Raw genomic sequence first — 24,697 nt, forward strand, 5'->3', positions numbered from 1 at the left:
CGCATGAACACGCCACGACCGCCATTTCCGCCTTTCACTCGTGAAACCGCCATCCAGAAGGTGCGCGCAGCCGAAGATGCGTGGAACAGCCGCGATCCAGAGAAGGTCGCTCTGGCTTACACGCCCGACAGTTACTGGCGTAATCGTACGGAATTCGTCACGGGGCGGGATGAGATTGTTGCGTTCCTGACGCGCAAATGGGCACGCGAACTGGAATATCGGCTCATCAAAGAACTCTGGGCTTTTGAGGAAAACCGGATCGCTGTGCGCTTCTGCTACGAATGGCGTGACGACAGCGGCAACTGGTTTCGTTCGCACGGCAATGAAAACTGGGAATTTGCGGAAACCGGCCTGATGAGTCGTCGCTTTGCCTGCATCAACGATCAGGCGATCCGTGAAGAGGAACGACTGTTTCACTGGCCACAGGGGCGACGCCCGGATGGCCATCCCGGCCTGAGCGATCTGGGGCTCTGAGCGAACCTCCCGTCATCACACTCGTTATTGAAAGACGTAGAGACAAACAGGGAGAGCGTTCATGTCACGCTTTATCGGAGATAACGACGCCCCGAACCACGCAGGCGAAGGCAAGCACGGCCAGGCCCGCACCATGGCGGAAGCGGCTCTTCGCGCCGAGGAGCGCGGCGAACAGGCGGAGGCCGACCGCCTCTTCGCGCAGGCCGAGAACACCGATCCCGAAGCCGTGGCCAATGTGCTGGAAGAAAACCGCGACCAGCCCTCACGCTTTCACACACGCGCTCCAAAGGCCACCGATTTCGGCGATGACGCTGCGGTAGCGGCCATTACCCGCACGATAGAGCCGGACTCGGATGCGCCCGATCGGGCGGGCATCACCGACAATGGCAGCGGGACGGATTCCGAGCGGCGGTGAGGCCTCTCAGCCGAAAAAGCTGCGCATCATCTGGTGCGCAAAGAACGGCTCCACGAGGTATTGCAGCACGAGCAGGATGACCAGCGGCGAAAGATCGACATTGCCGAAGGAGGGCAGGACGTTGCGCAGCGGTGTCAGCACGGGCTCCACGATGGCATTGAGGAACCGTCCGACCTGCCAGACGAAACGATTGCGCGTGTCGAGCACACCGAAAGCGTAGAGCATGCTGAACACACAGTAGATGATGATCACGAACTCATAGAGCCGGGTCACCGTCAGAAGCAGACGCCACAGATCGTACACGAAAACTCCGTTCATTCCGGTAAAACAGGAAGATGGCTCCAAGGGGAACCTGCAAGCGCGGAGCCTACAGGAGAGGCCGTCCTGCGCACAATATAAGCGGGCGAACAAACCCACTTGACAGGGAGAAAGCGCCCGCTATGTATCCGAACGGTAAGGCGGGGCTGTAGCTCAGATGGGAGAGCGCCTCGTTCGCAATGAGGAGGTCAGGGGTTCGATCCCCCTCAGCTCCACCAACCGCCTTATGTTTATCAAATAAAATCAAAGTGTTGTGGGTAAGGAGTGCAACCTTGCCCTGCATGTTGTCCCTCTTGTGGACAGACATTCAGAGCGCCGTCCTGAGGTCTGGAGAGACGATTCTCAAGCCCGCTCCAGGGCATCCTGAACAAGACGGTTCAGACTGACGCCACGAGCTGCCGTCATCTCGACGGCCCGGGCATGCGCATCAGGCGGCAGACGCACCTGAAACTTGCCGGAATAGTGCTTCATTGGCTCCACACCCTTCTCGGCGCACATCTCTAGAAAGACGCGCAGGGACGTTTCCCCTTCCTGCCGAAGGCCTTCCACGCTATCGGCATAAAAGTCAGCCCCGCCATTGAGACCGACGAACTCGCCCCGGAACAGGCCAATCTCAGGATCAAACTGAATGACGGCCCGATGGCCGCTTATCTCCATCATGTTGTTCATGGCGTCACCTCATTCTGCTCAAGCCTTTTCGCACCGCTGCAACAGCACCCTTGTCGGTGTCCGGTTTGGGGTGCGGGCGATGGAATGCCCAGATTTCTCCAAATAGGAAGCGGCTTGGACGGTCATGAATGCTGAATCCAGAAACTGGGAATGAGCGTGTCGTTCGAGATGGGGAAGATGGGTTTCCGTTGCGGGTATGAGGGGAGGGCAATGATTTAGTGAAAAACAATTCTGAATCGGAATGAAAAATAGTAAGTGAAACTCGTAAAGATATGTATTTTTCGAGTTGCATTTTAATAATAATGAAAAACATTGTTGGAAAATAAATGGACTTTTCGTCGACTGTTTTAAGGAAGATATAATCTTTCAAAAAGTGTTGAAAATTTGGCCATAAGCTGATAGGCGATAGTAACAAAATAATTTCTCGAAACCGTCACGAGGAGATGTGTGAGAATCCTGTCATTGGGATTGGTTTGATCCTGATATGAAGATGGCGTCTCGCTTTTGACGTGGCCTGCAATCACCGTTCTTCGCGTTTCTGCGGAGAGAGCGTGTGATGTGAAAATGCCCCGATGCCGGCTTTTTCCGATGCATCTTTGCTGCGGCGATGACCCGCCCCTGACCTGAATGGTCACTTTGTCTCGATAATTCCCTGTTGTCGCTCGATGTATTCGTAGTCACGGATGTGAGCGCGCTGTTAATCGGCCGGGATATCGAGTTTTCACCCGAAAGATTCCGGCCTCTCCCGTTTCACACGGGTCATGCCGGAGAATCGTACGGTCAGCTTCCATTCTTCACATGCCGTGAAGATATCAATCGTTGTTGTCCTTGCCTGCGTAAAGAGGAACATATCCCCTTGAAACAGACAGATACCCTGTCCTCTCCTTCGACATCCTTCGCCGACAAGCTCGGCATTCCCGGTCCACTTTTCTGGGGCTTCGTCGGTCTGCTCTTTTTCATGATCGGTGATGGTGTTGAAGCCGGTTATCTCGCGCCCTATCTTGAAAGTCAGGGCATTTCTTCCCGTGACACAGCCTTTCTGTTCACGATCTATGGTGTGACGGTTTCCATTTCGGCGTGGCTGTCCGGTCCACTGTCCGATCTGTGGGGGCCGAAAAAGGTCATGTGGATCGGCCTTGGTCTGTGGGCCGTCTTTGAAGTGCTCTTTCTGGCCATGGGTGTGGCCGTAAACAGTTATCCCGTCATGCTGGCCGCCTATGCCATGCGTGGTTTTGGATATCCTCTGTTCACCTATGGATTTCTTGTGTGGATCGCGGCCGCGACGCCCCCGCGTCAACTTGGCTCGGCGGCTGGGTGGTTCTGGTTCGCCTTCTCCGGTGGGCTTCCGACGCTTGGTTCCCTGTTCGCAAGTTTTTCTATTCCCGTACTCGGAGAGATGGCGACGTTCTGGTCGTCCCTCGGGCTTGTCGTCTTCGGTGGTCTTTTGGCGCTTCTGCTGACGCGCGAGCCGATCGGCTCGGCTCCGCTGGTGGACAAGAACACACCGGCGAAAACGATCTTTTTCAGTTCCTTCAGCATTCTCTGGCGTGAGCCCAAGACGTTCATCGCCATGATTGTCCGCACGATCAATACGTCGTCGGAATATGCGTTTCTGGTGATCATGCCCGCGTTCTTCACGAAGGTTGTCGGATTCTCGCTTTCGCAGTGGCTGCAGCTTCTCTCCATCGTGTTCCTGTCGAACATTCTGGTGAATCTGGTGTCGGGCATTGCCTCGGATCGCGTGGGGCATCGGACGGTTGTGGCGTTTGGCGGTGGCATTGGCGCGGCCATCATGGTGCCGGCGTTCTACTATGTGCCGCTGATGTATCCGGGCAACTTCATGGTGGCGGCGATCATTGGCGCGCTCTATGGCGCGACGCTGGCGGCGTTTGTGCCTCTGTCGGGTCTTGTGCCGCAGATCTGTCCCAAGGAAAAAGCAGCGGCTCTGTCCGCGCTCGGTCTGGGGGCAGGTGCCAGCACATGGGTCGGTCCGGCCATCGTGACATGGTTTGAGTCCTGGCATGGCATTGAGGGTATCCTCTGGATTTTCTCGGGCCTGTATGTGCTGTCCGCCGTGATGACGTTGGCGCTGACGATCTCGCCGGAGGCGCGCCGTCATCTGGACAAGATGGCCAAGCGTGAGCGTGCGGCTGTCCGGGGTGACATGGCGGGTGAACTGGGTCTGGCCGATCGCGCCTGATTTCGATCACCGGTCGAGGATATGAGGGGCGAAGTCCGCAACCGGACTTCGCCCCTTTTCCTTTTCGCCTTTGTGCCGGATGGTGCGGGGGCGCCTGTGGATGGCGGGATGTAATGGCAGAGGGAGCGGGATGTATGAGCGAAACCACGGTCAAGCTGGATGAAAGCTGGCGGGTCGCGCTGCAGAAGGAGTTCGACTCGCCCTACATGAAGGATCTGAAGGCTTTCCTTGTCGAAGAGAAGAAAGCGGGAAAGATGATCTTTCCGCGTGGGCCGGACTGGTTTCGCGCGCTCAATCTCACACCTTTGAGTTCCGTTCGTGTGGTGATTCTTGGGCAGGATCCCTATCACGGCATGGGACAGGCGCACGGTCTGTCTTTTAGCGTGCCGCGTGGCGTGCGCGTGCCGCCCTCGCTGGTGAACATTTACAAGGAACTGTACAGCGACTTTGGCATCCCGCCCGCGCGGCATGGCAATCTCACGCACTGGGCGAAGCAGGGCGTGTTGCTGCTCAACAGTGTCATGACGGTGGAACAGGGACGGGCCGCTTCACATCAGGGGCACGGTTGGGAGCGGTTTACGGATGCGGTGATCGCCTGCGTGAACGAGCAACGCACACCCGTGGTGTTCATGCTCTGGGGCAGTTACGCGCAGAAAAAAGCGGCGTTTGTGGATTCGTCGCGTCATCTGGTGCTCAAGGCACCGCATCCTTCACCGTTGTCCGCTCATAACGGTTTTTTCGGCGGTCATTATTTCTCGAAAGCCAATGCGTTCCTGGAAGAGCATGGTCTCAAGCCGATCGATTGGCAGTTGCCGGTTGAGGCGAATGAAGTGGGATAGATTTTGTTCTGTATTTCTTGGATTTTGGGAATTGTAAGGTATTCAAGATGTTTTGTGCGGTAATATCACGTAAAGCACGATTGGATCGTCTAATAGATGGGTGTAATAAGCAGCCTAGAGAAGATATTATAACATCATCTTTGTTCGGTTCGATTGAATTTCTTACAAAATCAGAGCGGGTTTTGGCATTAAATGTGCTGACTGGGCATGAGTTTTCTAAAGATGTAAACGTTTTTTTATGGCCTTACTTTAGAAATGGAAAAGAGCGGTGTGAGCCGGATATTGTTTTGCGGGATATTGTGGAGGGGCATTCCGTTTATTGGATTGTTGAAGTGAAATGGGGAGCTGCTCTGGGTGTGAATCAAATTCAGCGTGAGATTCGTGCACTTCAGACTGGTGAATGTTGCCGTGGGAATATCCCGTATGCTCCTCGCAAAGTGATTGGCTATACTTTGCTTGGGGCGGAAGAAAAGCATAAAGACGTCTTGAATGAAGCGCGGCAGGTTTATGTGGAAATGAAAGTACTTAGTAGAACGTGGACTGAGTTGACCAGTCGACTCCGTTATTTGACAAATATTGACGATACTGGTTTGTGTGCATGGACAAAAACAGTCGAAGAATTTTTAAATGCAACGTCACGTGGTTATATTTTGGGGAGTTGGCCCGTTTTATATCCCACTGAAGCAAAACATTTTATGTTTGGAAGCGGTGGTATCTTCCCCTTGATGCCTGCGAGGCAGAAAGTGTCAGTTGTTCAGTTCTATTTTGATTGAAGAGAGAAGAACTTTCTATGGGTATTGATAGGGAAATATGGCAATCCGCATGTAATATAGAAAAATCACAGAAGAATTTGGATAGATTATGTAGGGAATTTGATTCTATAGAGTGTAATATGCCTGATTTTGTGATCGAATATGAAGATAAGGATAAGGATGGTGGTAATTGGATTGCACCTGTTTATAATTTTTATTATAAAGTTAAGCAGAGACCGAATGGAAGGCTCAAAGTCACTGGATGGATTACATTGGCCGTTCAGCTTACTTGTGAAGAAAGCGTTGAAAGCGATTGGACGCATGGCAAGAGAGCTAAAGTTTTGGCTGGATTTTCTGCAGATGCAGCTTTTGATGAAGTATGGTTGTTTGATTTGAGTGCGCCAAATTCAGCAGGTTTTTGCGAAGATTGCACTATAGAGGGAGATTTATGGGTTTATAATCAAAACAAAAATCATTTCTTTTTTGCGATACCGCTTGATGTTTTAATTAGCGCAGAGGCAGTTGAGCGCTATATAATTACACCTATGAGGTCTTTAATACGAAGTGAAGAAATCGAGAAAGTTTTTTCTGCCATCAAAAATGATATGTGTCTTCCGCCTCAATTATAAACGAATGGAGGTGCAGGAGACCCAGCCTCCTGCCGGGGAGCGGGGCAGCGCCCCGTACACGAATGCCCCGCTCTCTCGGAAAGAAAGCGGGGCATTCCCATCGCCTGAAATCAGCGAAACTTATTTCTTCGCAGCTTCCAGAGCGGCCTTGATCAGTTCACCCGCACGGGCCTTGTCGCCCCAGCCGGTGACCTTCACCCACTTGCCCTTCTCCAGATCCTTGTAGCGCGTGAAGAAGTGCTCGATCTCCTTGAGGGTGATCTCGGGCAGATCCTCGATCTTTTCCACCTTGGAGAACTGGGGATGGATCTTGTCGTGCGGCACGCACAGGATCTTCTCATCCTGTCCGGCCTCGTCTTCCATCAGCAGCACACCAATGGGACGCGCGCGGATCACGCAGCCGGGAACGACGCCACGCGGCGTGAGCACCATGGCGTCGGCCGGATCGCCATCGGCGGCGAGCGTGCCGGGAATGAAGCCATAGGCCGCGGGATAGGCCATGGGCGTGAACAGGAAGCGGTCCACGAACAGCGCGCCGCTCTCCTTGTCGATCTCGTACTTGACCGAGGATCCCTGCGGGATCTCGATCACGACGTTGATGTCGTTGGGCACGTCCTTGCCGGGGGACAGTTTGGAAACGTCCATGGTCTCTCGCTCCGTTAACAATTAAGCGGCCGGAGCGTATCCGCGCAGGCGGGCATTGCCAAGCGCGATGCGCAGCCTCATGCAACTCACATCTTGCAAAAACGCGGCGTTTGGGCGAATCAGGGGCGGCCTGCGCGCCCGTAGCTCAATTGGTTAGAGCGGGCCGCTCATAACGGCTTGGTTGCGGGTTCAAGTCCTGCCGGGCGCAGGCGACAAGTCCGGGGAGGTCTGACCGGCCCACGCGCCTCCCGCCTCATCTGTGGCCCTCCTTTTCCACGACCGTATTTCAGGAGTTTCGTCCCGTGGCACCATATCAGTATGTCTATGTGATGAAGGACCTGACCAAGTCCTATCCGGGCGGTCGCGAAGTGTTCAAGGGCATCACGCTCTCCTTCATGCCGGGTGCCAAGATCGGTGTTTTGGGTGTCAACGGCGCGGGTAAATCCACGTTGCTCAAAATCATGGCCGGCATCGACAAGGAATACGGTGGTGAGGCGTGGGCCGCTGAGGGCGTGCGTGTGGGCTATCTGGAGCAGGAGCCCAAGCTCGATCCGAACCTGACGGTGGGCGAGAACGTGGCGTTGGGCTTTGGCGACCTCAAGAAGGCCGTGGATCGTTTCAACGAGATTTCCGCCAAGTTCGCCGAGCCAATGGACGATGAGGAGATGAACGCTCTCCTCGCGGAGCAGGCCGAGCTTCAGGAAAAGATCGACGCAGGCGATGGTTGGGAGCTGGACCGTAAGCTCGACATCGCACTCGATGCGCTGCGCTGTCCGCCGGCCGACAGCCCCGTGGACAAGCTCTCCGGTGGTGAGCGCCGCCGTGTAGCGCTGTGCCGTCTGCTGCTCGAAAAGCCCGATCTGCTGCTGCTCGATGAGCCGACCAACCATCTCGACGCCGAAAGTGTGGCGTGGCTGGAAAAGACCCTGCGCGACTATCAGGGCACCGTCATGGTCATCACCCATGACCGTTACTTCCTCGACAACGTGACGAACTGGATTCTCGAGATCGAGCGCGGTCGCGGTTATCCGTTCGAGGGCAATTATTCTTCGTGGCTGGAGCAGAAGCGCAAGCGTCTGGCGCAGGAAGAGAAGGAAGAGAGCGGCCGCCAGCGGGCCCTTGCGGCCGAGCAGGAGTGGATCGCCTCCAGCCCGAAGGCCCGTCAGGCCAAGAGCAAGGCCCGCATCACCAAATACGAAGAGCTGCTGGCCAAGAGCAACGAGAAGACCTCCGGCACGGCGGAAATCGTCATCACGCCCGGTCCGCGTCTGGGCAATGTGGTGATCGAGGCCGAGGATCTGACGAAGGGCTTTGGCGATCGCCTGCTGATCGACAATCTCAGCTTCAAGCTTCCCCCCGGTGGCATTGTTGGCATCATCGGTCCCAATGGCGCGGGTAAATCGACGCTGTTCAAGATGATCACGGGACAGGAGAAGCCCGACAGCGGAACGCTGACCATCGGTGATACGGTGGAACTGGGTTACGTGGACCAGTCGCGCGACAGTCTCGATGACAACAAGAACGTCTGGGAAGAGATCTCGGGCGGCACGGATGTCATCTATCTGGGCAAGCGGGCGGTCGCTTCCCGTGCGTATGTCGGCGCGTTCAACTTCAAGGGCGCGGACCAGCAGAAAAAGGTCGGTGTGCTGTCGGGTGGTGAGCGTAACCGCGTGCATCTGGCCAAGATGTTGCGCAAGGAAAGCAACGTTCTGCTGCTCGATGAGCCGACCAACGATCTCGACGTGGACACGCTGCGTGCGCTGGAAGACGCGCTGGCGGAGTATCCGGGCTGCGCGGTCATCATCACCCATGATCGCTGGTTCCTTGACCGTCTGGCCACCCATATCCTCGCCTTCGAGGGTGACAGCCATGTCGAGTGGTTCGAGGGCAACTTCGAGGCCTATGAAGCGGACAAGCGACGCCGTCTCGGTGACGCCTCCACCGAGCCGAGCCGCATCAAGTATCGCCCGCTCGCGCGCTGAGCGGGCGCGCGGTTGTCCTCACGTTGTCTCGCCGGGATCGGGGAGCATGATCGGTTCTGATCGGTTCCCCGTTTGTCGGTGTGGTTATGTGGGACGATGAATCTCAACTCCCTGCGCACAGGGCGGCTGACACTGTCGCCCGTGTCATGGCGCGACATGAACGACATCGCGCGGCTGAAAGCCGATGGCGCGGCGTTCGGCATGATGCTGGGCGGTGTGCGTAACCGCCAGCAGGCGGAAGCGGACATGGTGTCCGACATCACCACATGGGCGAAACATGGCTCCGGCATGTTCGCCATCCGTGAGAACGGCAAACTGATCGGGATTACCGGTATTCACGAGCGCCCGGACGGGCGTGGCATGGCGCTGCGCTTCGCCATCCATCCTTCGGCGTCAGGTCGGGGGCTGGCCCGGGAAGCGGCGGCGGCGGCACTTCGGCACGCGCATGCGGCGGGCATCGGGCGTGTGATCGCCATCGCCCGTGACACCAACATCGCCTCGCGCAAGGTATTGGGCGGTATCGGCATGCATGTGTGCGACAGCTTCATGCGCGATGGACATGAGATGCTGGTGTTCGAGAGTATGGCGGACAGGCGCTCTCAGGACAGCACCGAGCGGGGGAAATAAAACGAGATCACCCAGTTGGGCTGGTCCACGATCTCGGAGATGCGTAGATCGCCGCACACCGAACACAGCATGTAGGCCTCCATCGGTGTCAGACGATGCGCGTCCGTCAACAGATCGATCATGTGCATCACGCTCTCACGGGCCGCCGTCATCAGATCAGGTCCGATGCCGGTCGTAACTTCGTACCCGGCGCTGTCGAGATGCCGGGTGACGGGACCGGGCGTTGTGAAACGGGGTGAAGCGAGTCGGGCGTCGCGCACGAGATCGAGTGTGACGACGACATCCATCTGGCTTTCGATCGCGGTGCCGCAGACTTCTCCATCCCCCTGCGCGGCGTGTGTATCGCCAATGGAAAACAGGGCCCCCTCGACTTCGACCGGCAGATAAAGCGTGACGCCTTCCGTTAGATCCCGGATGTCGAGATTGCCGCCCACGCGACGGGGCGGCACGACCGAATGCTGGCCCGCTTCCATCGGGGCGACACCGACGGTGCCTGCAAAGGGTTTGAGGGGCACACGGAAACCCGAACCATGCAGCGCCGGTGTCATGGCGTCCGGATCGTAGGTCCACATGTGCAGGGCCGGATCGGGAAACTGGTCGGCAAGCAACCCGAAGCCCGGAATGTTGGCGGTCCAGCCAAGTCCGGACGGGATGAACTTGTGGAAGGTGACTTTCAGGGCGTCACCCGGTCGGGCGCCCTCCACGAAGACGGGCCCCGTCACCGGGTTGGTGAGACTGAAATCCAGCGTCCTTACGTCGTCCGCCGTGGAACCGGCATGGAAATGACCATCCGCGGCGTCCACACATTCGAAATGGATCGTCTCACCGGGACGGGTGGTAAGGGCGGGTGCGAAATCACGATTCCAGCCGAAATGTCGGTGGGCACGATGAATGGTATGAGCGCAGGCGACACACATGCGAACGGCCTCTCGTCAGGAGTGAACGAAGGGTATGCATGGGGCAGCGTAGACTCATCGGCCGCTTGGGGCGACGGAAAATGTTTCTTGTACGAAACGTCCGCCGCCTTCGCCGCAGGTGGGCGTTATGGCGCGCTCGCGGCTTCCAGTTCCGTCATGTCCTGTGGCGTGAGGTCCAGACTGACGGCCTTTGCGAAGCTCTCAATCTGGGAAATCTTCGTTGCGCTGGCAATGGGGGCTGTTACGCCTTCCCGTTCGATAAGCCAGGCCAGCGCCACTTCAGCATCTTTCGCGCCGTGACGTTCTGCCACCTTATCCAATGCCTCGAGAATCTTCAGTCCACGCGGGGTGAGATAGCTCTTCACCTTGTCGCCGCGCTTGCTGTCGCCGATATCGGCTTCGCTGCGATATTTGCCCGACAGAAAGCCGGAGGCCAGTGCGTAATAGGGGATGACCCCAAGCCCGTCCCGTAAGCAGAGATCGCGCAACGGGCCGTCATACGACGCACGGTCGTAGAGATTGTATTCAGGTTGCAGCACTTGATAGGCGGGCAATCCTTCGGCTTTCGCGATGTCCATGGCGGCGCTCAGTTGCGCTGCATCGAAATTCGAGGCGCCTATGGAGCGGATTTTCCCTGCTTTCAGCAGCTTTTCGTAAGCGCCCAGTGTTTCCGCCTGCGGCACGCTCGGGTCGAAGCAGTGAGAGAAGTAGAGATCGATCCGCTCGATGCCCAAACGTGACAGGGAGTCCTCGACAGCCTGCAGGATCCATTTTTCGGACAACCCCGTCTTGCCCGGTTGACGCATGTCCATGCCGACTTTTGTGAAAATCTTTACCCGGTCGCGCATTCCCGGCCGTGCTTTCAGCCACCGTCCGATGATCGTCTCGGACTCGCCGCCCCGGTTGCCGGGCACCCACACGGAATACATGTCAGCCGTATCGATGGCATCGAACCCATGATCGACAAAGGCATCCAGTACTTCGAAACTGGTTTTCTCATCGATCGTCCAGCCAAAGACATTGCCGCCGAACACGATGGGGGCAATCTCAAAACCTGTTTTGCCAAGCGCACGTTTTTTCATTTTCGATCTTCCCAAATGTGTCGTTGTCTGGGGAGGAGATCAGCCGTCCGCAACGCTAATCGGAGGCGCTCCTTCCTGCATCTCACGCGCAGATCGACGCGAGAGTCCGCGGCTCGCTCCGCGTTTCTGACCGAATGGCCACGCACACCCACAGCGCGACGGAGCGGACTTAGTTGCGCCGTTCACTCGCCATCAGTCTGCGCACCAGTTCGAGGTCTGCGGGTTTGTCCACGTCCACCGCCGCGCGTCCATCGGGCATGAACACGAAACGGGCCTGAGCGCCGGTCAGCTTGCGGATGCGTGCGAGCAGGGCACGGGTGTCGAGCCTGCGTAACAGGAACCGCAGCAACACGGACGGCCCCAACAGCCAGCCCATGCGCAGAGGATGCTTGCGCTCGTTCTCCAGCCGCCGCCACAGGGACGCCACGCGGCGCGAGACTTCGGTGCGGAACAGGAAGAGATTGCAGCCCGAGAAGGCGACATCCGCCAGGCGGATGAAGGTGCGCGCCGTGCCCGGTACATCCCGGCGCACGGTGGCTTCTTTCGCCACTCCCACGGCGAGATCGGCCGTGCCTGCGTCTTTCAGGAACGCTTCGATCCACTCCGGACGGAGCAACGGATTATCGGCGGTCGTGACGAGGAGGGGCGTGCCGCATGCGGCGAGTCCGGCGAGCACACTGGCGCTCGGGCCGTCTGCTGCCGGAATGATGTCTTCGCCGGGGAGCAGAAGCCCGTCCAGCACAGAGGGCGTTTCGATGCAGACGATGATGCGCGTGATCGCGGGTGTGGCGCGCAGCGCGTCCAGCACATGCGCGATCATCGGCTTGCCGTCGAGCGGGATCAGGGCTTTGTGCGACAGACCGGCGGCCACAGCCATCGGGTCTGCGGCCCCCTTGCGGGAGCCGGCCAGAACGAGGGCTGAAAGCGTGCCGGTGGTCGTAGCGTTCACGCGGCGGTCCTGTCCGTCCGTGACGAGGGGCGGGCGCCGTCAGGACGGTCGCGCGGTGCGGAACCTGTCAGTTCCATCACCCACGGATAGCGCTGGGCTTCCTCGATGTCATAGCCGAGGTTGAAGACCGTGGGGCTACGCGGACGGCTTTTCGCATCGGTGTAAAGGGTGCCGAAGGCACGATCCACGACGTAACTGGTGATGCCGAAATTGATGTCTTCATCATGGAAGTGATGGAGAACGTGCCACGCCTTCATCTTCTGGATCCACGCGGCCTTGGGTTTGTAGTTTAGGTGCTGGATGCAGTGGAAGAACTCATAGATGCACGTGATGGTCACACCGGTGCCGAAAGCGGCGGCACTGCATCCCCAGCCCCCGATCAGCCAGCCCACGGGAATGGTCACGGCGGCGATGGTGGGAAGTGTGGTGGCCGGTGCGCCGAACAGCACATCGAGCAGGTGCGGATCCTGATGGTGATCGAAGTGGATGCGCTTCCACAGAGCCGCCGTCCAGCGCGACTTGTAGAGCCACTGACCGTGCAGCACATAACGGTGCAGTAGATACCACACGAGAGGGTAAACCAGCATCACGGCCACCACGGAGGCGGCAAGCGGCACCCAGCCGGGGGCGAGATGCACGACGAGCGCCACACTGATGACGATGAGGGCAAAATACAGCAGGATCGTCGGATAGGTGAGATACGCCACCCAGAGCTGGCGCAGGTTCATCTTGCCGAGATCGAAGCTGCGCCCGGACCGGATGGTCGAATTGCGCAAGGTGGCGCTCATTTGTCCTCGTTCCTCAAAAGCGCGGTGCAGGCGGCAAGCAGGAAGATAAGCAGGCCGGGCGCCGTCGCAACGGGCGCCGGAAGCAGGCCCGCATTGCCCATGGCGCGGAACATGCCCTGCACGATGATGAAGAGCAAACCGCCACCGAGACACCAGACGGGGAGCCAGCTCCGCAGCCCGGTGCGCGGAGGAATATAGATCACCGGCAGCGCCAGCAAAAGCATGACGATGAAAGCCAGAGGTCGGAGCAGGCGCTCGAACAGGGCGGCCCGCAGATAACCGGGGGTCTGGTTGGTCGCGATGTGTCCGTGCAGGGCCGCGAGAATCATGCCCGAGGAGAAGGGGATGGATTCCTGCGCCAGCCGCAGCATGTCCGTCGGCCCAAAAGGGTTGATCCACATGGCCGACTCGCGCGCGCTTTCGGTGGCCGTGGCGTCGTGCGCTTCCAGCGAGACGGTGATGCAGCGAATGCCCGAGAGCGTCCATTGCCCCTGCGCGTGAACCGCGCGTTCGGCGTGAAGCGTGCGCAGCAGACGGCCCTCCGAGTCCCGGTCATAGAGATCGATTCCCACCGCTTCATGTCCGGCGCGGGCCACATGATGGACATGGGCCAGTTCGTTGGCGGCGGGCGGTGTGGAGAGAGTGGGCATGGGGCAGGCGGAAGCCTGTCCGCCGGGCACATGGAACCAGAAGGAACGGCCGGTCTCGGGATGTGGATCGGTGCGGTTCCACCACGCGGCCAGTGCCAGTTCCGAGCGCGGTGTGACCTGATCTTCCATGGCGAAGCCGAAACCACCGATCAGCAGCGTGACGGGAACGAGGCGGATGAAGAAGCCCAGCGGAGACAGCCCGGCCGCCCGCAGGATGGCGACCTCGCTGTTCATCGTCATCTGTGTGAGCAGCAGCAGGGCGCCGATCAGTACGCTCAGCGGCAGGGCGTTGAGCAGCATGGCGGGCAAATGCAGGCCCATATAGGTCAGCACGCCGCCAAAGCCGAGATGGCGCTTGAGGATGGGCGTCATCTGTTCCAGCAGCGCCAGGATTTCCATCAGCGCGATGAGGATGGCGCAGCACATGACCGTGCGCGAAAGCAGGCTGAAGGAGAGGTAGCGCAGCAGGACATGCCGAGGGCCGCGCGGAATCGCGGGGTCTCTCATGACGCGGCGCTCTCCTGCGGGGCCGCCGGACGGACGCGGCGGATGGGCAGGATTTGGCCACGGAACAGCATCAGCAGCACACAGGCTCCGCAGAAGACCAGTGTGGGGGGCCAGATCACCAGAAAGGGCGAGGACTTGCCGCTGGCCACCAGACTCTCGCCCATCTGAAGGATGTGGTCATAGGTCACGAGAACCAGCACGGCCACTGCCAGCCCTGAACTGCTGCGCTTGCGTTTTCCGATAATGGCCAGAGAAACAGCCAGCACGGGAATGAAGGGGATCGACAGGCTGCGGGCGAGACGGAAATTCAGTTCGGCCCTCAGGCTGGCCAGTGGGATGTCGGCTTGCGTGGCCGCTGAGGCCGGGACCTGCGGCTGAGGATCGCCGCGTTTGACGGTGCGGATTTTGCTGGCCAGTTCGTGGGAGGTGAGTTCGCGCTCATCGTCGCCACGATGGCGAAAGGATGCGGCCTGCGCGCGGGAAATCAGGCGCACGGCGTGGTCGAAGGTGGTGACGGTGGACTGTTCGCCCGGGCGCACCGTGAGGATGGAGCCGTCGAACAGTTCGATCTGCACCTCTCCCTTGGAGGTGTCGCTACGGATGGTGCCTGTGCGGGCGGTGATGTCGCGCTCCCGATCGTCGCTCATGTCACGGATGAACACATTGATCAGATGCGACCCGGCGTGATCGACGCGGTCCGCCGTCAGGGTGAGGGAGCCGGAGGGGGAGGCGAACATGCCGGACTGGAGCACGGGGGACCATCCGGCATGGCGGGCGAAGTAGAATCCCTCGCGGAACTGGTAGCGCGCATGGGGTTGGAGATAGCCGTAGAGCAGCATCGACAGCACGCCGATGACAGCGCCTGTGATGGCGAAAGGCCGCGCGACGCGGGCCAGCGAGACGCCGCTGCTCATCAGCGCGTCCAGTTCGTCGCCCTCGCTCATGCGGCGCACGACGACGAAGACCGACACGCACAAAGCGGCGGGCAGGGCGAGGCCCATATAGTGCGGCAACAGGTCGGCCAGCAGCTTGACGAGGGTGGAATAGGGGCTGGCGGCAGAGGCGAGAACATTGAGCAGCACCAGCAGCCGTTCTAGCAGCAGCGCGATCAGCACGACCGAAATGGCGATGGTAAAGGGCGGGACGGTCTGCGCCAGCAGATAGGAGTCGAGCGTACCCGGCCGCAGCCAGCGCGGCAGGCGCGCGAGCGGTGGGATGTAGGCGGACTCCTTCGGCGTGGTCATGGACCGGTTGCTCCGCCGTCCGGGCGCGTGAGGTCATGGGTGCGGAAAGTATGAAGCTGTCCGTCCGGTGCAAGACGCCGGGCCTCCACCCGAATGTCCCACTTCATGGCGTTTTCATCGCGTGTGACGGTGATGCGGTTCCATCCGGCCGCGCGCTTGAGGCTCCGGCCCGGTCGGTGGGAGGCCGATGTCACGCCGATCAGCGGGATCTCGGTGCCGGGCACGGTGGTGAGTGTGCCTTCGTGAGAGTGGCCGTGAAGGACCATCTCCGCTCCGTTGTCGCGTAACATTTCGGCAAAAGGTGTGATGCCGTACAACTTCTTGTGCCACATCATGAGACCATGCGCGGGCGGGTGATGGATCATCACGACGCGGCAGAGCCCGTCGGCGCGGGTTTCGCGGAGCAGTCGGGCGGTGCGGTCCAGTTGCACGGCGCTCACACGGCCGGACGCGAAGAACGGCGGTGTCACGATGGCGGAACTGACGCCGATCAGCGCCACGTCGTTCACCCGCAGGCACAGTGGCTCATCCGGCCTGCTCATGCCGCCATAAGGGCTCCACAGTCCCGGCCCTTCCTCCCACGGCTCGCGGACGAGCGTGTCGTGATTACCGGGAATGACGGCCTGCATATGGCCGGTGCGGCTCAGCCAGCGGGCGGCGGCGGCACTTTCGGCCCGGGTGCCGAGATTGGTCATGTCGCCGGTGATGGCAAGCGCGTCGGGATTGTGGGTGGCGATATCGCGCATGACGGCGGCCAGCGGCGCTGTGCGGTGGATATGGCGACGGATGAACAGCCACGACAGAAGGCTGACGGCGCGCTTGTTGGGCAGGTCGCGCAGGCCGGGAAGGGCTTCGAGCGGCAGATGCGGGTCGGAGAGATGGGCCAGAATGGCTGACACTAAGGGATTTCCTGACCTGACGTTCGGAGACGGTCGCGGGGGACAGGACGGAACCTGACCGGACGCATCGATCTCTCAAACGGCGTATCCGATCAAGAGGGCGGTGCGCAATTCTTCCCGTCACGCAGCGCGGAGCGGCGGCGGGGAGGAATGTGACAACTTGAAGTGAGGCGTCTATAGGAGCCGCGTCATCACGCACGAGTCATCCGGGTTGTCGCGTTCTGACGACCCTCTTTTCGGACCGCAGGATGACGGTCGCCCCGGAACACGGATAGCCGCGTGCCTTCATCTGTCGCCTTGATTCACAATTCGCGCAGTCGTCTGAACATCCATGACGGAGGAGCCTTCGCCCGTGAGGCCCGCGCGCTGTTCGGGGACAATTTCATCGAGCCGAAAGGTCAGTCGGAACTGGCTGCGGCCATGGTGGAACTGGCGCGGCGCGAGGTGCAGCTCATCGTGATCAATGGTGGCGATGGCACCGTCAGCAACGTCCTGAGCGCCCTGCTGGTCTGCTGGCCGCAGGACCGGCTGCCGGCGCTGGCCGTCATTCCTTCGGGCAACACCAACCTGATTGCCAGCGATGTTGGCTGCCCCACCCGTGGGCTTCCGGCACTGGCCCTGCTGCGCGAGAAAGTGCGTACGGGCACGCTGATGGACGATGTGCGTTGGCGTCATCCGGTGGTGGTCTCGTGGTCGGACCCCAAGCGTCGCCCCGTGGCGGGAATGTTCGGGGGGATGGCGGCGTTCACCCGCGGAATCGAGATCGCGCATGCCCCTGCGATCCTTGACCGGTATTCGCATGACACTGCCGTCCTGATGACAATTTTTTACGGTTTGCGTCAGTTCCTGCGCGCGGAGGTGCGCCAGAAATGGATGGCGGGCACGCCCATGACACTGACCGTCGATGGACAGATTTCCGATATCCGCTCGCGGTTTCTCTTTCTGGTCACGGGACTGCATCGGCTCTCGCGGGGCGTCTGGCCGTTCTGGCTGGACACGCCTGCGCGGGGAAGCGTGATCTATCTGGATATCGCCGGAAACCCGCCGGGACTGGCGCGGGGACTCCTTTCCGTGCTGCGCGGCCGCATTTCGCAGCGTTTGCGGCGGTCTGCAGCTTATCACAGCGGCATGGCCGCCGAAATCATGATCGAGACCCACGACCGTCTGGTGATGGACGGTGAGGAACTCGCGCCGGGCGAAGACGGGCGCGTGTGGCTCCGCGAAGGGCCACGTCTGGCGTTTATCCAGTGCTGAAGAGGGCGCTGTGAGCGGCACGACCGAAACGGCGCGGACGAACGCTGCCCGAGCCGTCGCCCAGATGCTAGCGACCGAACTGACCTCTCCCGTGCCACTGCTGATTTCGCACTTCGTGGAGCGGATGGTGGGACTCTCCAGACCGCTGGGGGTGTTGTTTTATGGCTCTCTTGTCCGGAAAGTCGCGCAGGGAGAAGCCGATCCGTCCGTTCTCGCGGAGGGTGTTCTCGATTTCTATGTGATCGTGGAGCACCAGTCGGACTGGCCGCGTGGGCGGCTGGCGCGTGTGGCGAATGCCCTGTTGCCGCCCAATGTGGAATATCACGAGATGGACGTGGACGGCGTGCCCCTGCGCGCCAAGGTCGCCATTCTCTCATTGAAGCAGTTCCGCCGGTTAACCCGACCCGAGTGCCGCGATACGACCGTCTGGGCGCGGTTCGCGCAGCCTGTGCGTCTGGTGTGGGTGCGCGATGCACAGGCCGCCGATGCCGTGCTGCGCTGTGTGATCCGCGCGGTCGGGACCGCCGCACTCTGGGCTGCGGAACTCGGTCCGGATCAGGCGACGCCGGAGGGGTATTGGCAAGCGCTGTTCCATCGGACCTATGCGGCCGAGCTTCGCGTGGAGACCACGGCGCGTTCGCGCCATCTTCTGGCGGGTGAGGAAGCGCGGTTTTCGCGACTGCTCACGGCGTCATGGGTGGCGGCAGGTCTGGACGCACAGCTTCGGCCCGATGGCCAGGTGACGTCCGGTGTGCCAGAGACCGAGCGGGCGCAGGCGGAGCGCCGCTGGGCGGTGCGCGCACGGCTGGGACGTCCGCTCAACATTGCGCGGCTGGTGAAGGCGGCTTTCACGTTCGAGGGGGCTGCGCGCTACATCGTGTGGAAAATCCAGCGCCACAGCGGTGTGCATGTGCCGCTCACACCCTTTGCCGAGCGCCATCCGGTGGTGTGCGCTCCTGCTGTTCTGTGGCGCCTAGTGCGCGCAGGGGTGTTCCGCCGTACGGGCAACCCTTCGTCCTGAAGGGGCGGTTGACCGGCGTGCCGCTGGATGGGAAAGCGGAGAGGCATCCCTTGGGATGCGGAAAATGACGGTTGGCGGACAGGAAGCGCCCGACATTGTGCGTTTCGTCCGGACAGGGAGTGTCCAGTACATGGCTCGATCGGCGCTTGTTCTCGGTGGCGGTATGGTGGGTGTCAGCACGGCATGGCACCTCATCCAAAAAGGCTATGACGTCACACTGGTGGAGCGCGGCGAGCCGGGGCGGGAGACGTCCTACGGCAATGCGGGGCTGATCCAGCGGGAAGCCGTTGAGCCGTATGCTTTTCCTCATGACCTGATGAAGTTGGTGCAGGTCGCGTTCAAGCGCGGCAATGACGTGAATTACCGCTGGGGCGACCTGCCCGCCATTGCACCGAAGCTTGCGGAATACTGGTGGAACTCCTCCCCGCGTCGCTACGGCGTGGCGCGCACGGGGTTCGAGGCTTTGATCCGCCATTGTCTGAGCGAGCATGAATCGATGGTCGAGGCCGCAGGAGCGGCCGATCTGGTGGAGAAACAGGGCTGGACCCAGATTTTCCGCACGGAAAAAGGATTTGAGGACGGCGCCGCGCGTGCCCGGTATTTCGCCCGCGAGTTCGGTGTGGACAGCCGTATTCTCGATCCTTCCACTCTGGCCCGCGAGGAACCCGCGCTGCGCCGCCGCATGACAGGCGGTGTGCAGTGGACGACGCCGTGGAGCGTGAAAGACCCTGGGGCACTGGTGCAGCGTTATGCGGAAGCGTTCGTAAAGGCCGGTGGCCATATTGTGCACGGCGATGCCCGCACGTTGGCGAACCTCTCATCGGGCTGGACCGTGCAGACTGCGGACGGTCCGGTTTCGGCGGAGCAGGCGGTGATTGCGCTTGGGCCATGGTCGTCCGATCTGACGGAGGCGATGGGCTATCGTTTTCCACTGTTCGTGAAGCGTGGCTACCACCGGCATTTCAAATGGGACGGCAAACTCAACAATCCCATGATCGACACGGATGCGGGTGTCGCACTCCTCCCGATGGCGCGGGGGCTGCGTGTAACGACGGGGGCCGAGTTCGCCCGCCGCGATGCGCCGCCGTGCTGGCGTCAGATTCGCGAAAGCGAGCGTCTGGCACGCGGGATGCTCGACATCGGTGAGGGAGTGGAAGCCACGCCGTGGATCGGGAGCCGTCCCTGTGTGGCGGACATGCTGCCCATCATCGGAGAAGCATCCGGTCATACGGGGCTATGGTTCCATTTCGGTCATGCCCATCAGGGCTTCACGCTTGGCCCGGCGACGGGGCGTCTGTGCGCGGAGCTGATGAAGGGCGAGACGCCCTATATCGATCCGCTGCCCTATCGTCCGGGTCGTTTCCGCACGGGACGGCGCGCGTTCACGATCTGAGCCAGACGTTCACGCAAACAGGGTGAAGGGATCAGAGATCCCTTCCGGGTGTGCGGGCAGAGCCCGATCTTTTGATAAACGCATGAAAAAGGGGCGGCCTGCCAAGTGCAGGACCGCCCCTTTTCGTAGCGTAATGCGTCCGCGATCAGGCGTCCGCAGGCAGGCTTTCCAGCGCCTCGCGGAAGATCTCCACGGCCCGGTCGATCTGCTCCGGCGTGTGCGTGGCCATCACGGAGCAGCGCAGCAACGGGTGATGGTCCGGTGTTGCGGGCGGCAGGCTGAGATTGACGTAAAGCCCCAAGGTCAGCAGCCGGTTCCACAGCATGATGGCTTCGGGAATGGTCTCCAGCACCACACCCACCACCGGGCTGACCTGTTTGCCGGTTTTCAGGCCGATGCGGTTCAGGCCCGCATGGAAGCGCACGGCGTTATCCATCAGACGCGTGCGCAGTTCCGGATGCGCCTTCATCTCATCCAGTCCCGCCATGGTCGCGGCGATGACTTCCGGCGGCAGCGAGGCGGTGAACATGTAGGGGCGGCAATGCAGCCGCACCAGATCCAGCTCAGGATGATTGGAGACGCAGTAGCCGCCCACAGTGCCGACGCTCTTGGAGAAGGTGCCGACAATGAAGTCCACGTCTTTCTCGACACCGGCGGCTTCCGCCACGCCGCGCCCTGTCGGACCGAGCACACCGAAGGAGTGGGCTTCATCCACCAGAAGGGTGGCACCCGTCTCGCGCTTGACCTCGGCCATTTCCTTCATGGGCACGACATTGCCCGTCATGGAATAGATGCCCTCGACCACCACGAGCTTTGCGCCCGGTTCGTCCTTGATGCGGTTCAGGCGCTTGCGCAGGTCTTCGGGATCATTGTGACGGAAGCGGATGACCTGCGCATGGCCGAGGCGACTGGCGTCATAGATGCTCGCATGGCTGTCGGCATCGAGCAGGAGGTAGTCGCCTTTGCCCGCCAGCGTGGAGATCATGCCAAGGTTGGCCTGATAGCCGGTCGAGAAGACCATGCAGTGCTTCTGGCCGAAGTAGTTCGCGATACGGGCTTCAAGCTGCTCATGCAGGCTTTGCGTGCCGTTGGCGATGCGTGAACCGGTCGTGCCGACGCCACGGGCGCGCACGGTCTCGATCGCCGCCTCGATGGCGCGGGGAGACTGGCTCAGGCCCAGATAGTTGTTGGTGCCGAACAGCAGCGTCTCACGACCCTCGATCAGCCCCACGGTGGAGGAGATGGGGCGCTCGATGACGACCGAAAACGGATTGCGTCCGCCAGCGGCCTGAAGTTCGGCCAGACGCTGTTCTACGCCACGAAACTTGTCGAAAATGCTCATGCAGGGATCAGCCGCCGTTGCGGATGGCGACGATGCAGGATGCAAGATCGTCGATGGTGCGGATTTCGGCCAGACGGTCCAGCGGGACGGAGACATCGAGTTCGTCCTCGATTTCCATCACGAAATTCATCACGGCGAGGGAGTCGAACGCCAGATCTTCAACGATCTTGCTCGATCCGGTGATGTCACGGGGCACCTTGGGATTGGCAAGGAGTTTCTGGATGATCAGAGCCGAGACATCCTGAACCGTTTCACTCATTCGGGGCACCTTGAATCAGTTGCGGGCGGAATGTCCGGTCATGGGCATGGTTCCGCGGAACGGCGGGGTTATGGCGGAAAACATGTCCCCTCGCCAGAGAAATGTCACGGCACGACGTGTCATCCAGTCCTGCCGTGACCGCATCGGTGGTCGGGAGAACCACCTCTTCAGGCGGCTGAAGCCGTCTCGTCGATGCGGGTGAATGCGCCTGAAAGCAGCATGCTACGGGCCTTGGCCCGCGTCAGCTTGCCCGAGGACGTCTGGGGAAGGGAGTGCGGCGGCAGAAGGATGATCTCCGCCTCCACCCCGTGCAGGCGACGGAACACGGCCGCGATCTTTTCGCTCAGCGCCTGCCGTCCCTCTGGTGTGGTAGCGCGGCAATGGACAAGAGCCACGACCTTTTCACCGCCATCTTCCTCGATCGAGAAGACGGCCACATCGTGATTGCGCAGCCCCTCGACCTCGTGCTCGGCGCTCCACTCAAGATCCTGCGGCCAGATGTTGCGGCCATTGATGATGATGAGATCCTTGGCGCGCCCCGTCACCACGATCTGGCCATCGAGCATGTAACCAAGGTCGCCGGTGTTCAGCCAGCCATTGGCGTCCAGTGCTTCGGCGGACTCGGTCGGGAGCCGGAAATACCCGCTCATCAGGCTGGGACCGCGAACGAAGATGGTGCCGATATGGCGTTCGGGCTGAACCGTGCCGTCAGCATCGCGCACTTCGATCTCGTGACCGGGCAGTACGCGGCCGCACAGGACGAAGGTGCGCAGAGGATGGGAGGGATCGTTGCTCGGGTAAGCCACGCCTTCCATTTCAAGACGACGCAGGTCGATGGTGTCGGTCCGCATCCCGACGTTCAGCGGGGCAAAGCTGATGGCGAGCGTGGCTTCGGCCATTCCGTAGCTGGCCACGAACGCGCGGGCGTCGAAACCGAGCGACGCAAAGCGCTCGGCGAAGTTCTCCAGAATGTGCGGGCGGATCATGTCGCCACCGATACCGGCCACACGCCAGCTCGACAGATCGAGTCCGGCCGCACCGGACCGGCGTGAGCACAGGTCGTAGCCGAAAGAGGGGCTGTAGGAGAGTGTGCCGCGATTGCGGGAGATCAGGTCCAGCCAGACATGCGGGCGGCGGGCGAATTCGCGCGTCGGCAGCAGATCGACCGTAAGCTGACAGGTCATGGGTGTGATGAAGAAGCCTACGAGTCCCATGTCATGATAGAGCGGCAGCCACGAGACGCAGCGGTCGCCGGTTTCACGGACCTGCAGGCCGTCATGCGCGATGGAATGCGCATTGGCCAGGCCGGAACGCTGTGTGACGCAGACACCTTTCGGGAAGCGCGTGCTGCCTGAGGAGAACTGGAGATAGGACAGGTCATCCGGGCGCACTGTGGGCAGCGGCCGCGCGGGCGCGGGCAGTTCCATCAACTGGGCCGGAGAGCCGCCGAACTTCAGATCGAACCCGGCAATGATATCGTCGGTCCAGCTTGCGATCAGGTCGGGGATGACGATGGCGGAGGCGTCTGCTGTCTCGATCATGCCGCGAATGGTCGCGACATAGGTCTCACGGCCACCGAAGGCCACCGGCAGGGGCATGGGCGTCGCCACCAGACCGGCATACTGACAACCATAGAAGATGCGCGCGAAGTCACCGTCGCTTTCCGCGATCAGCCCGACCCGGTCACCCGGCTGGAGGCCGAGGGCCAGAAGACGGCGCGCCATCTCGATGGCCTGCTCACGCAGCAGGGCATAAGGCAGCGCCTCAAGAAGGACTCCGCGACCGGAATAGATATTGTACCCCGCCGCTCCCTGCGCGGCGTAGTCCAGAGCCTCGGGGAAGGTGGCGAAGTCACCGTAACGTCGGTTCTGGCCGGACTCGGTCTGAACGGGAGTAGGTGTCGTGTCCTGGAAACCGGTGAGCGTGGAGACGCTTTCGATACGGGATATGACGGTCATTCAGCTGGCCATTCTCGGGTGATTGACAACCGCGGCGCTGTGGGCACGGAACCCTGTAGTGCTCTGCCGCTGGGATCAGGCGTGTGGCCTATATAGGGTTTTTATCATTTTATGAAATCGCGCGTTGATACGGATATTTCCATTGGCGTCATTTTGAGTGAAATCGCTGTATCCCGCAAATACGGGAGCCGTGGGCGAATAGGGATACTGGGGGCGCTGAAGAAGGGAAGGCGTTCGAGCCCATAGAGGTGGGTCCACACCCGGAAAATAGAGGTTTCTGTGATATTTCGATGACCGGGGATAGCTCTCGGCTGCATGAGAAAAGAGGGCTCGAAAGCTCCGTTCATCTTTGAAATGCGTGGAAATAATTGTTGTGCTGAGGCGCTGCTTAAATGGAGGCCAGTCGGAGTCGTCCTGAATGGATGCGTTTCGACTTATAGGGTGTGTTGGGTTGTCTATTAAGTAGAGCTTAACGCCGCAAGAGCGTTCGGGTTCACGTTGAATGGGGAGAACCCGAACGGAAGCCTTTCCTGCTTGGTCATTGCCATGAGGCGGGTCAGACGTATGGGAGGGTGTCTTTCCATCTTATGGCTATCAACGGCCCGATTCAGATGGATCGTTGGGAAGGCGGTGGCTGACGATAAGGGGATTCGTGCGGGGAGTTACGGCGGTATGCTGTGTTCCTGGATTTTTTTTGAGAAGAATTTTTGGCGGTTCCCTGCGGTTTCAGAGGGTATATGGGTGTTTTTATGTAAGTTTTTTGAAAAAGCCGATTGACGTTTTTTCGTTCTGGGTCGTATAAGCCGCTCACCGAAGCGGACGGGGGGTTGCACTTCCCGGGGCGCTGAGGCAGAATGGTTGGCTCCGGTTGTTTCTGGGGCGTG

The 24,697-nt window shown here is 60.3% G+C and carries 25 protein-coding genes, 2 tRNA genes and 1 pseudogene; 13 read left to right on the forward strand and 15 right to left on the reverse strand.

Annotated features, from left to right (window positions below; all coding sequences use genetic code 11):
* Nucleotides 1–3 precede the first annotated feature (3 nt).
* Nucleotides 4–474: a nuclear transport factor 2 family protein gene (locus GOB87_RS12025; RefSeq protein ID WP_166317062.1), complete on the forward strand. Its 471-nt coding sequence runs from the start codon at nucleotides 4–6 to the stop codon at nucleotides 472–474.
* A gap of 61 nt (nucleotides 475–535) precedes the next feature.
* The gene (locus GOB87_RS12030; RefSeq protein ID WP_166317065.1) at nucleotides 536–889 is read left to right on the forward strand and encodes a hypothetical protein; all 354 of its coding nucleotides are present in this window, start codon (nucleotides 536–538) and stop codon (nucleotides 887–889) included.
* 6 nt (nucleotides 890–895) lie between these two features.
* Here the strand turns inward: GOB87_RS12030 and GOB87_RS12035 are convergent, their stop codons facing one another.
* Nucleotides 896–1,192: a YggT family protein gene (locus GOB87_RS12035; RefSeq protein WP_166317068.1), complete on the reverse strand. Its 297-nt coding sequence runs from the start codon at nucleotides 1,190–1,192 to the stop codon at nucleotides 896–898.
* A gap of 157 nt (nucleotides 1,193–1,349) precedes the next feature.
* Here GOB87_RS12035 and GOB87_RS12040 point away from each other — a divergent pair.
* Nucleotides 1,350–1,425 (forward strand) — tRNA-Ala (locus GOB87_RS12040).
* Between the two features lie 124 nt (nucleotides 1,426–1,549).
* On the opposite strand, the gene GOB87_RS12045 is transcribed toward GOB87_RS12040, so the two are convergent.
* Nucleotides 1,550–1,876 (reverse strand): type II toxin-antitoxin system HicB family antitoxin, encoded by a 327-nt coding sequence (locus tag GOB87_RS12045; RefSeq protein ID WP_166317071.1) that lies wholly within the window; start codon nucleotides 1,874–1,876, stop codon nucleotides 1,550–1,552.
* Nucleotides 1,873–1,985: pseudogene (locus tag GOB87_RS17180) on the reverse strand (type II toxin-antitoxin system HicA family toxin); the annotation flags it as partial. The gene GOB87_RS12045 and the pseudogene GOB87_RS17180, both read right to left, overlap by 4 nt.
* Nucleotides 1,986–2,732: 747 nt before the next feature.
* Between GOB87_RS17180 and GOB87_RS12055 the strand changes: the two are divergent.
* From GOB87_RS12055 to GOB87_RS12070, 4 genes are all read left to right on the forward strand, one after another.
* A complete protein-coding gene (locus GOB87_RS12055) occupies nucleotides 2,733–4,076 on the forward strand; it encodes an MFS transporter (protein ID WP_166317074.1) in 1,344 nt (447 codons plus the stop codon).
* Between the two features lie 134 nt (nucleotides 4,077–4,210).
* Nucleotides 4,211–4,915, forward strand: coding sequence for a uracil-DNA glycosylase (gene ung, locus GOB87_RS12060; protein ID WP_166317077.1), 705 nt, complete (start codon nucleotides 4,211–4,213; stop codon nucleotides 4,913–4,915).
* Between the two features lie 47 nt (nucleotides 4,916–4,962).
* Nucleotides 4,963–5,688, forward strand: coding sequence for a hypothetical protein (locus tag GOB87_RS12065; RefSeq protein WP_166317080.1), 726 nt, complete (start codon nucleotides 4,963–4,965; stop codon nucleotides 5,686–5,688).
* 17 nt (nucleotides 5,689–5,705) lie between these two features.
* Entirely contained in the window at nucleotides 5,706–6,296 is a 591-nt protein-coding gene (locus tag GOB87_RS12070) for a hypothetical protein (RefSeq protein WP_166317083.1), read from the forward strand.
* Between the two features lie 120 nt (nucleotides 6,297–6,416).
* Here the strand turns inward: GOB87_RS12070 and ppa are convergent, their stop codons facing one another.
* Nucleotides 6,417–6,941 (reverse strand): inorganic diphosphatase, encoded by a 525-nt coding sequence (gene ppa, locus GOB87_RS12075; protein WP_166317086.1) that lies wholly within the window; start codon nucleotides 6,939–6,941, stop codon nucleotides 6,417–6,419.
* Between the two features lie 134 nt (nucleotides 6,942–7,075).
* On the opposite strand from ppa, the gene GOB87_RS12080 reads away from it, so the two are divergent.
* The 3 genes from GOB87_RS12080 (at nucleotide 7,076) to GOB87_RS12090 (ending at nucleotide 9,550) form a co-directional block, all read left to right on the forward strand.
* Nucleotides 7,076–7,149 (forward strand) — tRNA-Ile (locus tag GOB87_RS12080).
* Between the two features lie 94 nt (nucleotides 7,150–7,243).
* Nucleotides 7,244–8,923 carry an energy-dependent translational throttle protein EttA gene (gene ettA / locus GOB87_RS12085; RefSeq protein ID WP_166317089.1) on the forward strand — a complete coding sequence of 560 codons (1,680 nt, stop codon included), beginning with the start codon at nucleotides 7,244–7,246 and terminating at the stop codon, nucleotides 8,921–8,923.
* Nucleotides 8,924–9,019: 96 nt separating this feature from the next.
* Complete coding sequence (locus tag GOB87_RS12090) at nucleotides 9,020–9,550, forward strand: GNAT family N-acetyltransferase (protein ID WP_166317092.1); 531 nt, start codon at nucleotides 9,020–9,022, stop codon at nucleotides 9,548–9,550.
* Here GOB87_RS12090 and GOB87_RS12095 read toward each other — a convergent pair.
* The 7 genes from GOB87_RS12095 to GOB87_RS12125 form a co-directional block, all read right to left on the reverse strand.
* Nucleotides 9,523–10,467 (reverse strand): acetamidase/formamidase family protein, encoded by a 945-nt coding sequence (locus GOB87_RS12095; protein ID WP_166317095.1) that lies wholly within the window; start codon nucleotides 10,465–10,467, stop codon nucleotides 9,523–9,525. The two genes, GOB87_RS12090 and GOB87_RS12095, sit on opposite strands and share 28 nt — an antisense overlap.
* Before the next feature lie 125 nt (nucleotides 10,468–10,592).
* Nucleotides 10,593–11,549: an aldo/keto reductase gene (locus GOB87_RS12100; protein WP_166317098.1), complete on the reverse strand. Its 957-nt coding sequence runs from the start codon at nucleotides 11,547–11,549 to the stop codon at nucleotides 10,593–10,595.
* Between the two features lie 169 nt (nucleotides 11,550–11,718).
* Nucleotides 11,719–12,498, reverse strand: coding sequence for a nucleotidyltransferase family protein (locus tag GOB87_RS12105; RefSeq protein WP_166317101.1), 780 nt, complete (start codon nucleotides 12,496–12,498; stop codon nucleotides 11,719–11,721).
* A complete protein-coding gene (locus GOB87_RS12110; RefSeq protein ID WP_166317104.1) occupies nucleotides 12,495–13,286 on the reverse strand; it encodes a sterol desaturase family protein in 792 nt (263 codons plus the stop codon). Before GOB87_RS12110 ends, GOB87_RS12105 begins: the two co-directional genes overlap by 4 nt.
* On the reverse strand, nucleotides 13,283–14,443 hold the full coding sequence (locus GOB87_RS12115; protein WP_166317107.1) for an LptF/LptG family permease: 1,161 nt from the start codon (nucleotides 14,441–14,443) through the stop codon (nucleotides 13,283–13,285). Before GOB87_RS12115 ends, GOB87_RS12110 begins: the two co-directional genes overlap by 4 nt.
* A complete protein-coding gene (locus GOB87_RS12120) occupies nucleotides 14,440–15,687 on the reverse strand; it encodes an LptF/LptG family permease (protein WP_166317110.1) in 1,248 nt (415 codons plus the stop codon). Before GOB87_RS12120 ends, GOB87_RS12115 begins: the two co-directional genes overlap by 4 nt.
* Nucleotides 15,684–16,586: a metallophosphoesterase family protein gene (locus GOB87_RS12125; protein WP_166317113.1), complete on the reverse strand. Its 903-nt coding sequence runs from the start codon at nucleotides 16,584–16,586 to the stop codon at nucleotides 15,684–15,686. The genes GOB87_RS12120 and GOB87_RS12125 overlap by 4 nt, the downstream gene beginning before the upstream one ends.
* Nucleotides 16,587–16,865: 279 nt before the next feature.
* On the opposite strand from GOB87_RS12125, the gene GOB87_RS12130 reads away from it, so the two are divergent.
* The 3 genes from GOB87_RS12130 to GOB87_RS12140 all read left to right on the forward strand — a co-directional run bounded on the left by GOB87_RS12130 (nucleotide 16,866) and on the right by GOB87_RS12140 (nucleotide 20,254).
* Nucleotides 16,866–17,840 carry a diacylglycerol/lipid kinase family protein gene (locus GOB87_RS12130; protein WP_166317116.1) on the forward strand — a complete coding sequence of 325 codons (975 nt, stop codon included), beginning with the start codon at nucleotides 16,866–16,868 and terminating at the stop codon, nucleotides 17,838–17,840.
* Between the two features lie 64 nt (nucleotides 17,841–17,904).
* Complete coding sequence (locus tag GOB87_RS12135) at nucleotides 17,905–18,861, forward strand: hypothetical protein (RefSeq protein ID WP_166317137.1); 957 nt, start codon at nucleotides 17,905–17,907, stop codon at nucleotides 18,859–18,861.
* Nucleotides 18,862–18,991: 130 nt separating this feature from the next.
* Nucleotides 18,992–20,254, forward strand: a complete 1,263-nt coding sequence (locus GOB87_RS12140) for an NAD(P)/FAD-dependent oxidoreductase (protein ID WP_166317119.1) — start codon at nucleotides 18,992–18,994, stop codon at nucleotides 20,252–20,254.
* A 145-nt stretch (nucleotides 20,255–20,399) separates the two neighbouring features.
* Here the strand turns inward: GOB87_RS12140 and spt are convergent, their stop codons facing one another.
* The 4 genes from spt to GOB87_RS16645 all read right to left on the reverse strand — a co-directional run.
* Nucleotides 20,400–21,596, reverse strand: coding sequence for a serine palmitoyltransferase (spt, locus tag GOB87_RS12145; protein ID WP_166317122.1), 1,197 nt, complete (start codon nucleotides 21,594–21,596; stop codon nucleotides 20,400–20,402).
* A 7-nt stretch (nucleotides 21,597–21,603) separates the two neighbouring features.
* Complete coding sequence (locus GOB87_RS12150; RefSeq protein WP_166317125.1) at nucleotides 21,604–21,855, reverse strand: acyl carrier protein; 252 nt, start codon at nucleotides 21,853–21,855, stop codon at nucleotides 21,604–21,606.
* Between the two features lie 167 nt (nucleotides 21,856–22,022).
* Nucleotides 22,023–23,813, reverse strand: a complete 1,791-nt coding sequence (locus tag GOB87_RS12155; protein WP_166317128.1) for a fatty acyl-AMP ligase — start codon at nucleotides 23,811–23,813, stop codon at nucleotides 22,023–22,025.
* Nucleotides 23,814–24,475: 662 nt separating this feature from the next.
* Nucleotides 24,476–24,697: hypothetical protein (locus tag GOB87_RS16645; RefSeq protein WP_206752346.1), on the reverse strand; the 222-nt coding region annotated here is incomplete at its 5' end.

The sequence above is a fragment of the Acetobacter estunensis genome, assembly GCF_011516945.1.
GTDB classification, from domain to species: Bacteria; Pseudomonadota; Alphaproteobacteria; order Acetobacterales; family Acetobacteraceae; genus Acetobacter; species Acetobacter estunensis.

Bases quoted from the DNA above. Each gene is read 5' to 3' on its own strand.
- GOB87_RS12025 (WP_166317062.1), top strand. From the start codon at position 4: ATGAACACGCCACGACCGCCATTTCCGCCTTTCACTCGTGAAACCGCC.
- GOB87_RS12030 (WP_166317065.1), top strand. From the start codon at position 536: ATGTCACGCTTTATCGGAGATAACGACGCCCCGAACCACGCAGGCGAA.
- GOB87_RS12045 (WP_166317071.1), bottom strand. From the start codon at position 1,876: ATGAACAACATGATGGAGATAAGCGGCCATCGGGCCGTCATTCAGTTT.
- ung (WP_166317077.1), top strand. From the start codon at position 4,211: ATGAGCGAAACCACGGTCAAGCTGGATGAAAGCTGGCGGGTCGCGCTG.
- GOB87_RS12065 (WP_166317080.1), top strand. From the start codon at position 4,963: ATGTTTTGTGCGGTAATATCACGTAAAGCACGATTGGATCGTCTAATA.
- GOB87_RS12070 (WP_166317083.1), top strand. From the start codon at position 5,706: ATGGGTATTGATAGGGAAATATGGCAATCCGCATGTAATATAGAAAAA.
- ppa (WP_166317086.1), bottom strand. From the start codon at position 6,941: ATGGACGTTTCCAAACTGTCCCCCGGCAAGGACGTGCCCAACGACATC.
- GOB87_RS12090 (WP_166317092.1), top strand. From the start codon at position 9,020: ATGAATCTCAACTCCCTGCGCACAGGGCGGCTGACACTGTCGCCCGTG.
- GOB87_RS12095 (WP_166317095.1), bottom strand. From the start codon at position 10,467: ATGTGTGTCGCCTGCGCTCATACCATTCATCGTGCCCACCGACATTTC.
- GOB87_RS12100 (WP_166317098.1), bottom strand. From the start codon at position 11,549: ATGAAAAAACGTGCGCTTGGCAAAACAGGTTTTGAGATTGCCCCCATC.
- GOB87_RS12110 (WP_166317104.1), bottom strand. From the start codon at position 13,286: ATGAGCGCCACCTTGCGCAATTCGACCATCCGGTCCGGGCGCAGCTTC.
- GOB87_RS12115 (WP_166317107.1), bottom strand. From the start codon at position 14,443: ATGAGAGACCCCGCGATTCCGCGCGGCCCTCGGCATGTCCTGCTGCGC.
- GOB87_RS12120 (WP_166317110.1), bottom strand. From the start codon at position 15,687: ATGACCACGCCGAAGGAGTCCGCCTACATCCCACCGCTCGCGCGCCTG.
- GOB87_RS12135 (WP_166317137.1), top strand. From the start codon at position 17,905: ATGCTAGCGACCGAACTGACCTCTCCCGTGCCACTGCTGATTTCGCAC.
- GOB87_RS12140 (WP_166317119.1), top strand. From the start codon at position 18,992: ATGGCTCGATCGGCGCTTGTTCTCGGTGGCGGTATGGTGGGTGTCAGC.
- spt (WP_166317122.1), bottom strand. From the start codon at position 21,596: ATGAGCATTTTCGACAAGTTTCGTGGCGTAGAACAGCGTCTGGCCGAA.
- GOB87_RS12150 (WP_166317125.1), bottom strand. From the start codon at position 21,855: ATGAGTGAAACGGTTCAGGATGTCTCGGCTCTGATCATCCAGAAACTC.
- GOB87_RS12155 (WP_166317128.1), bottom strand. From the start codon at position 23,813: ATGACCGTCATATCCCGTATCGAAAGCGTCTCCACGCTCACCGGTTTC.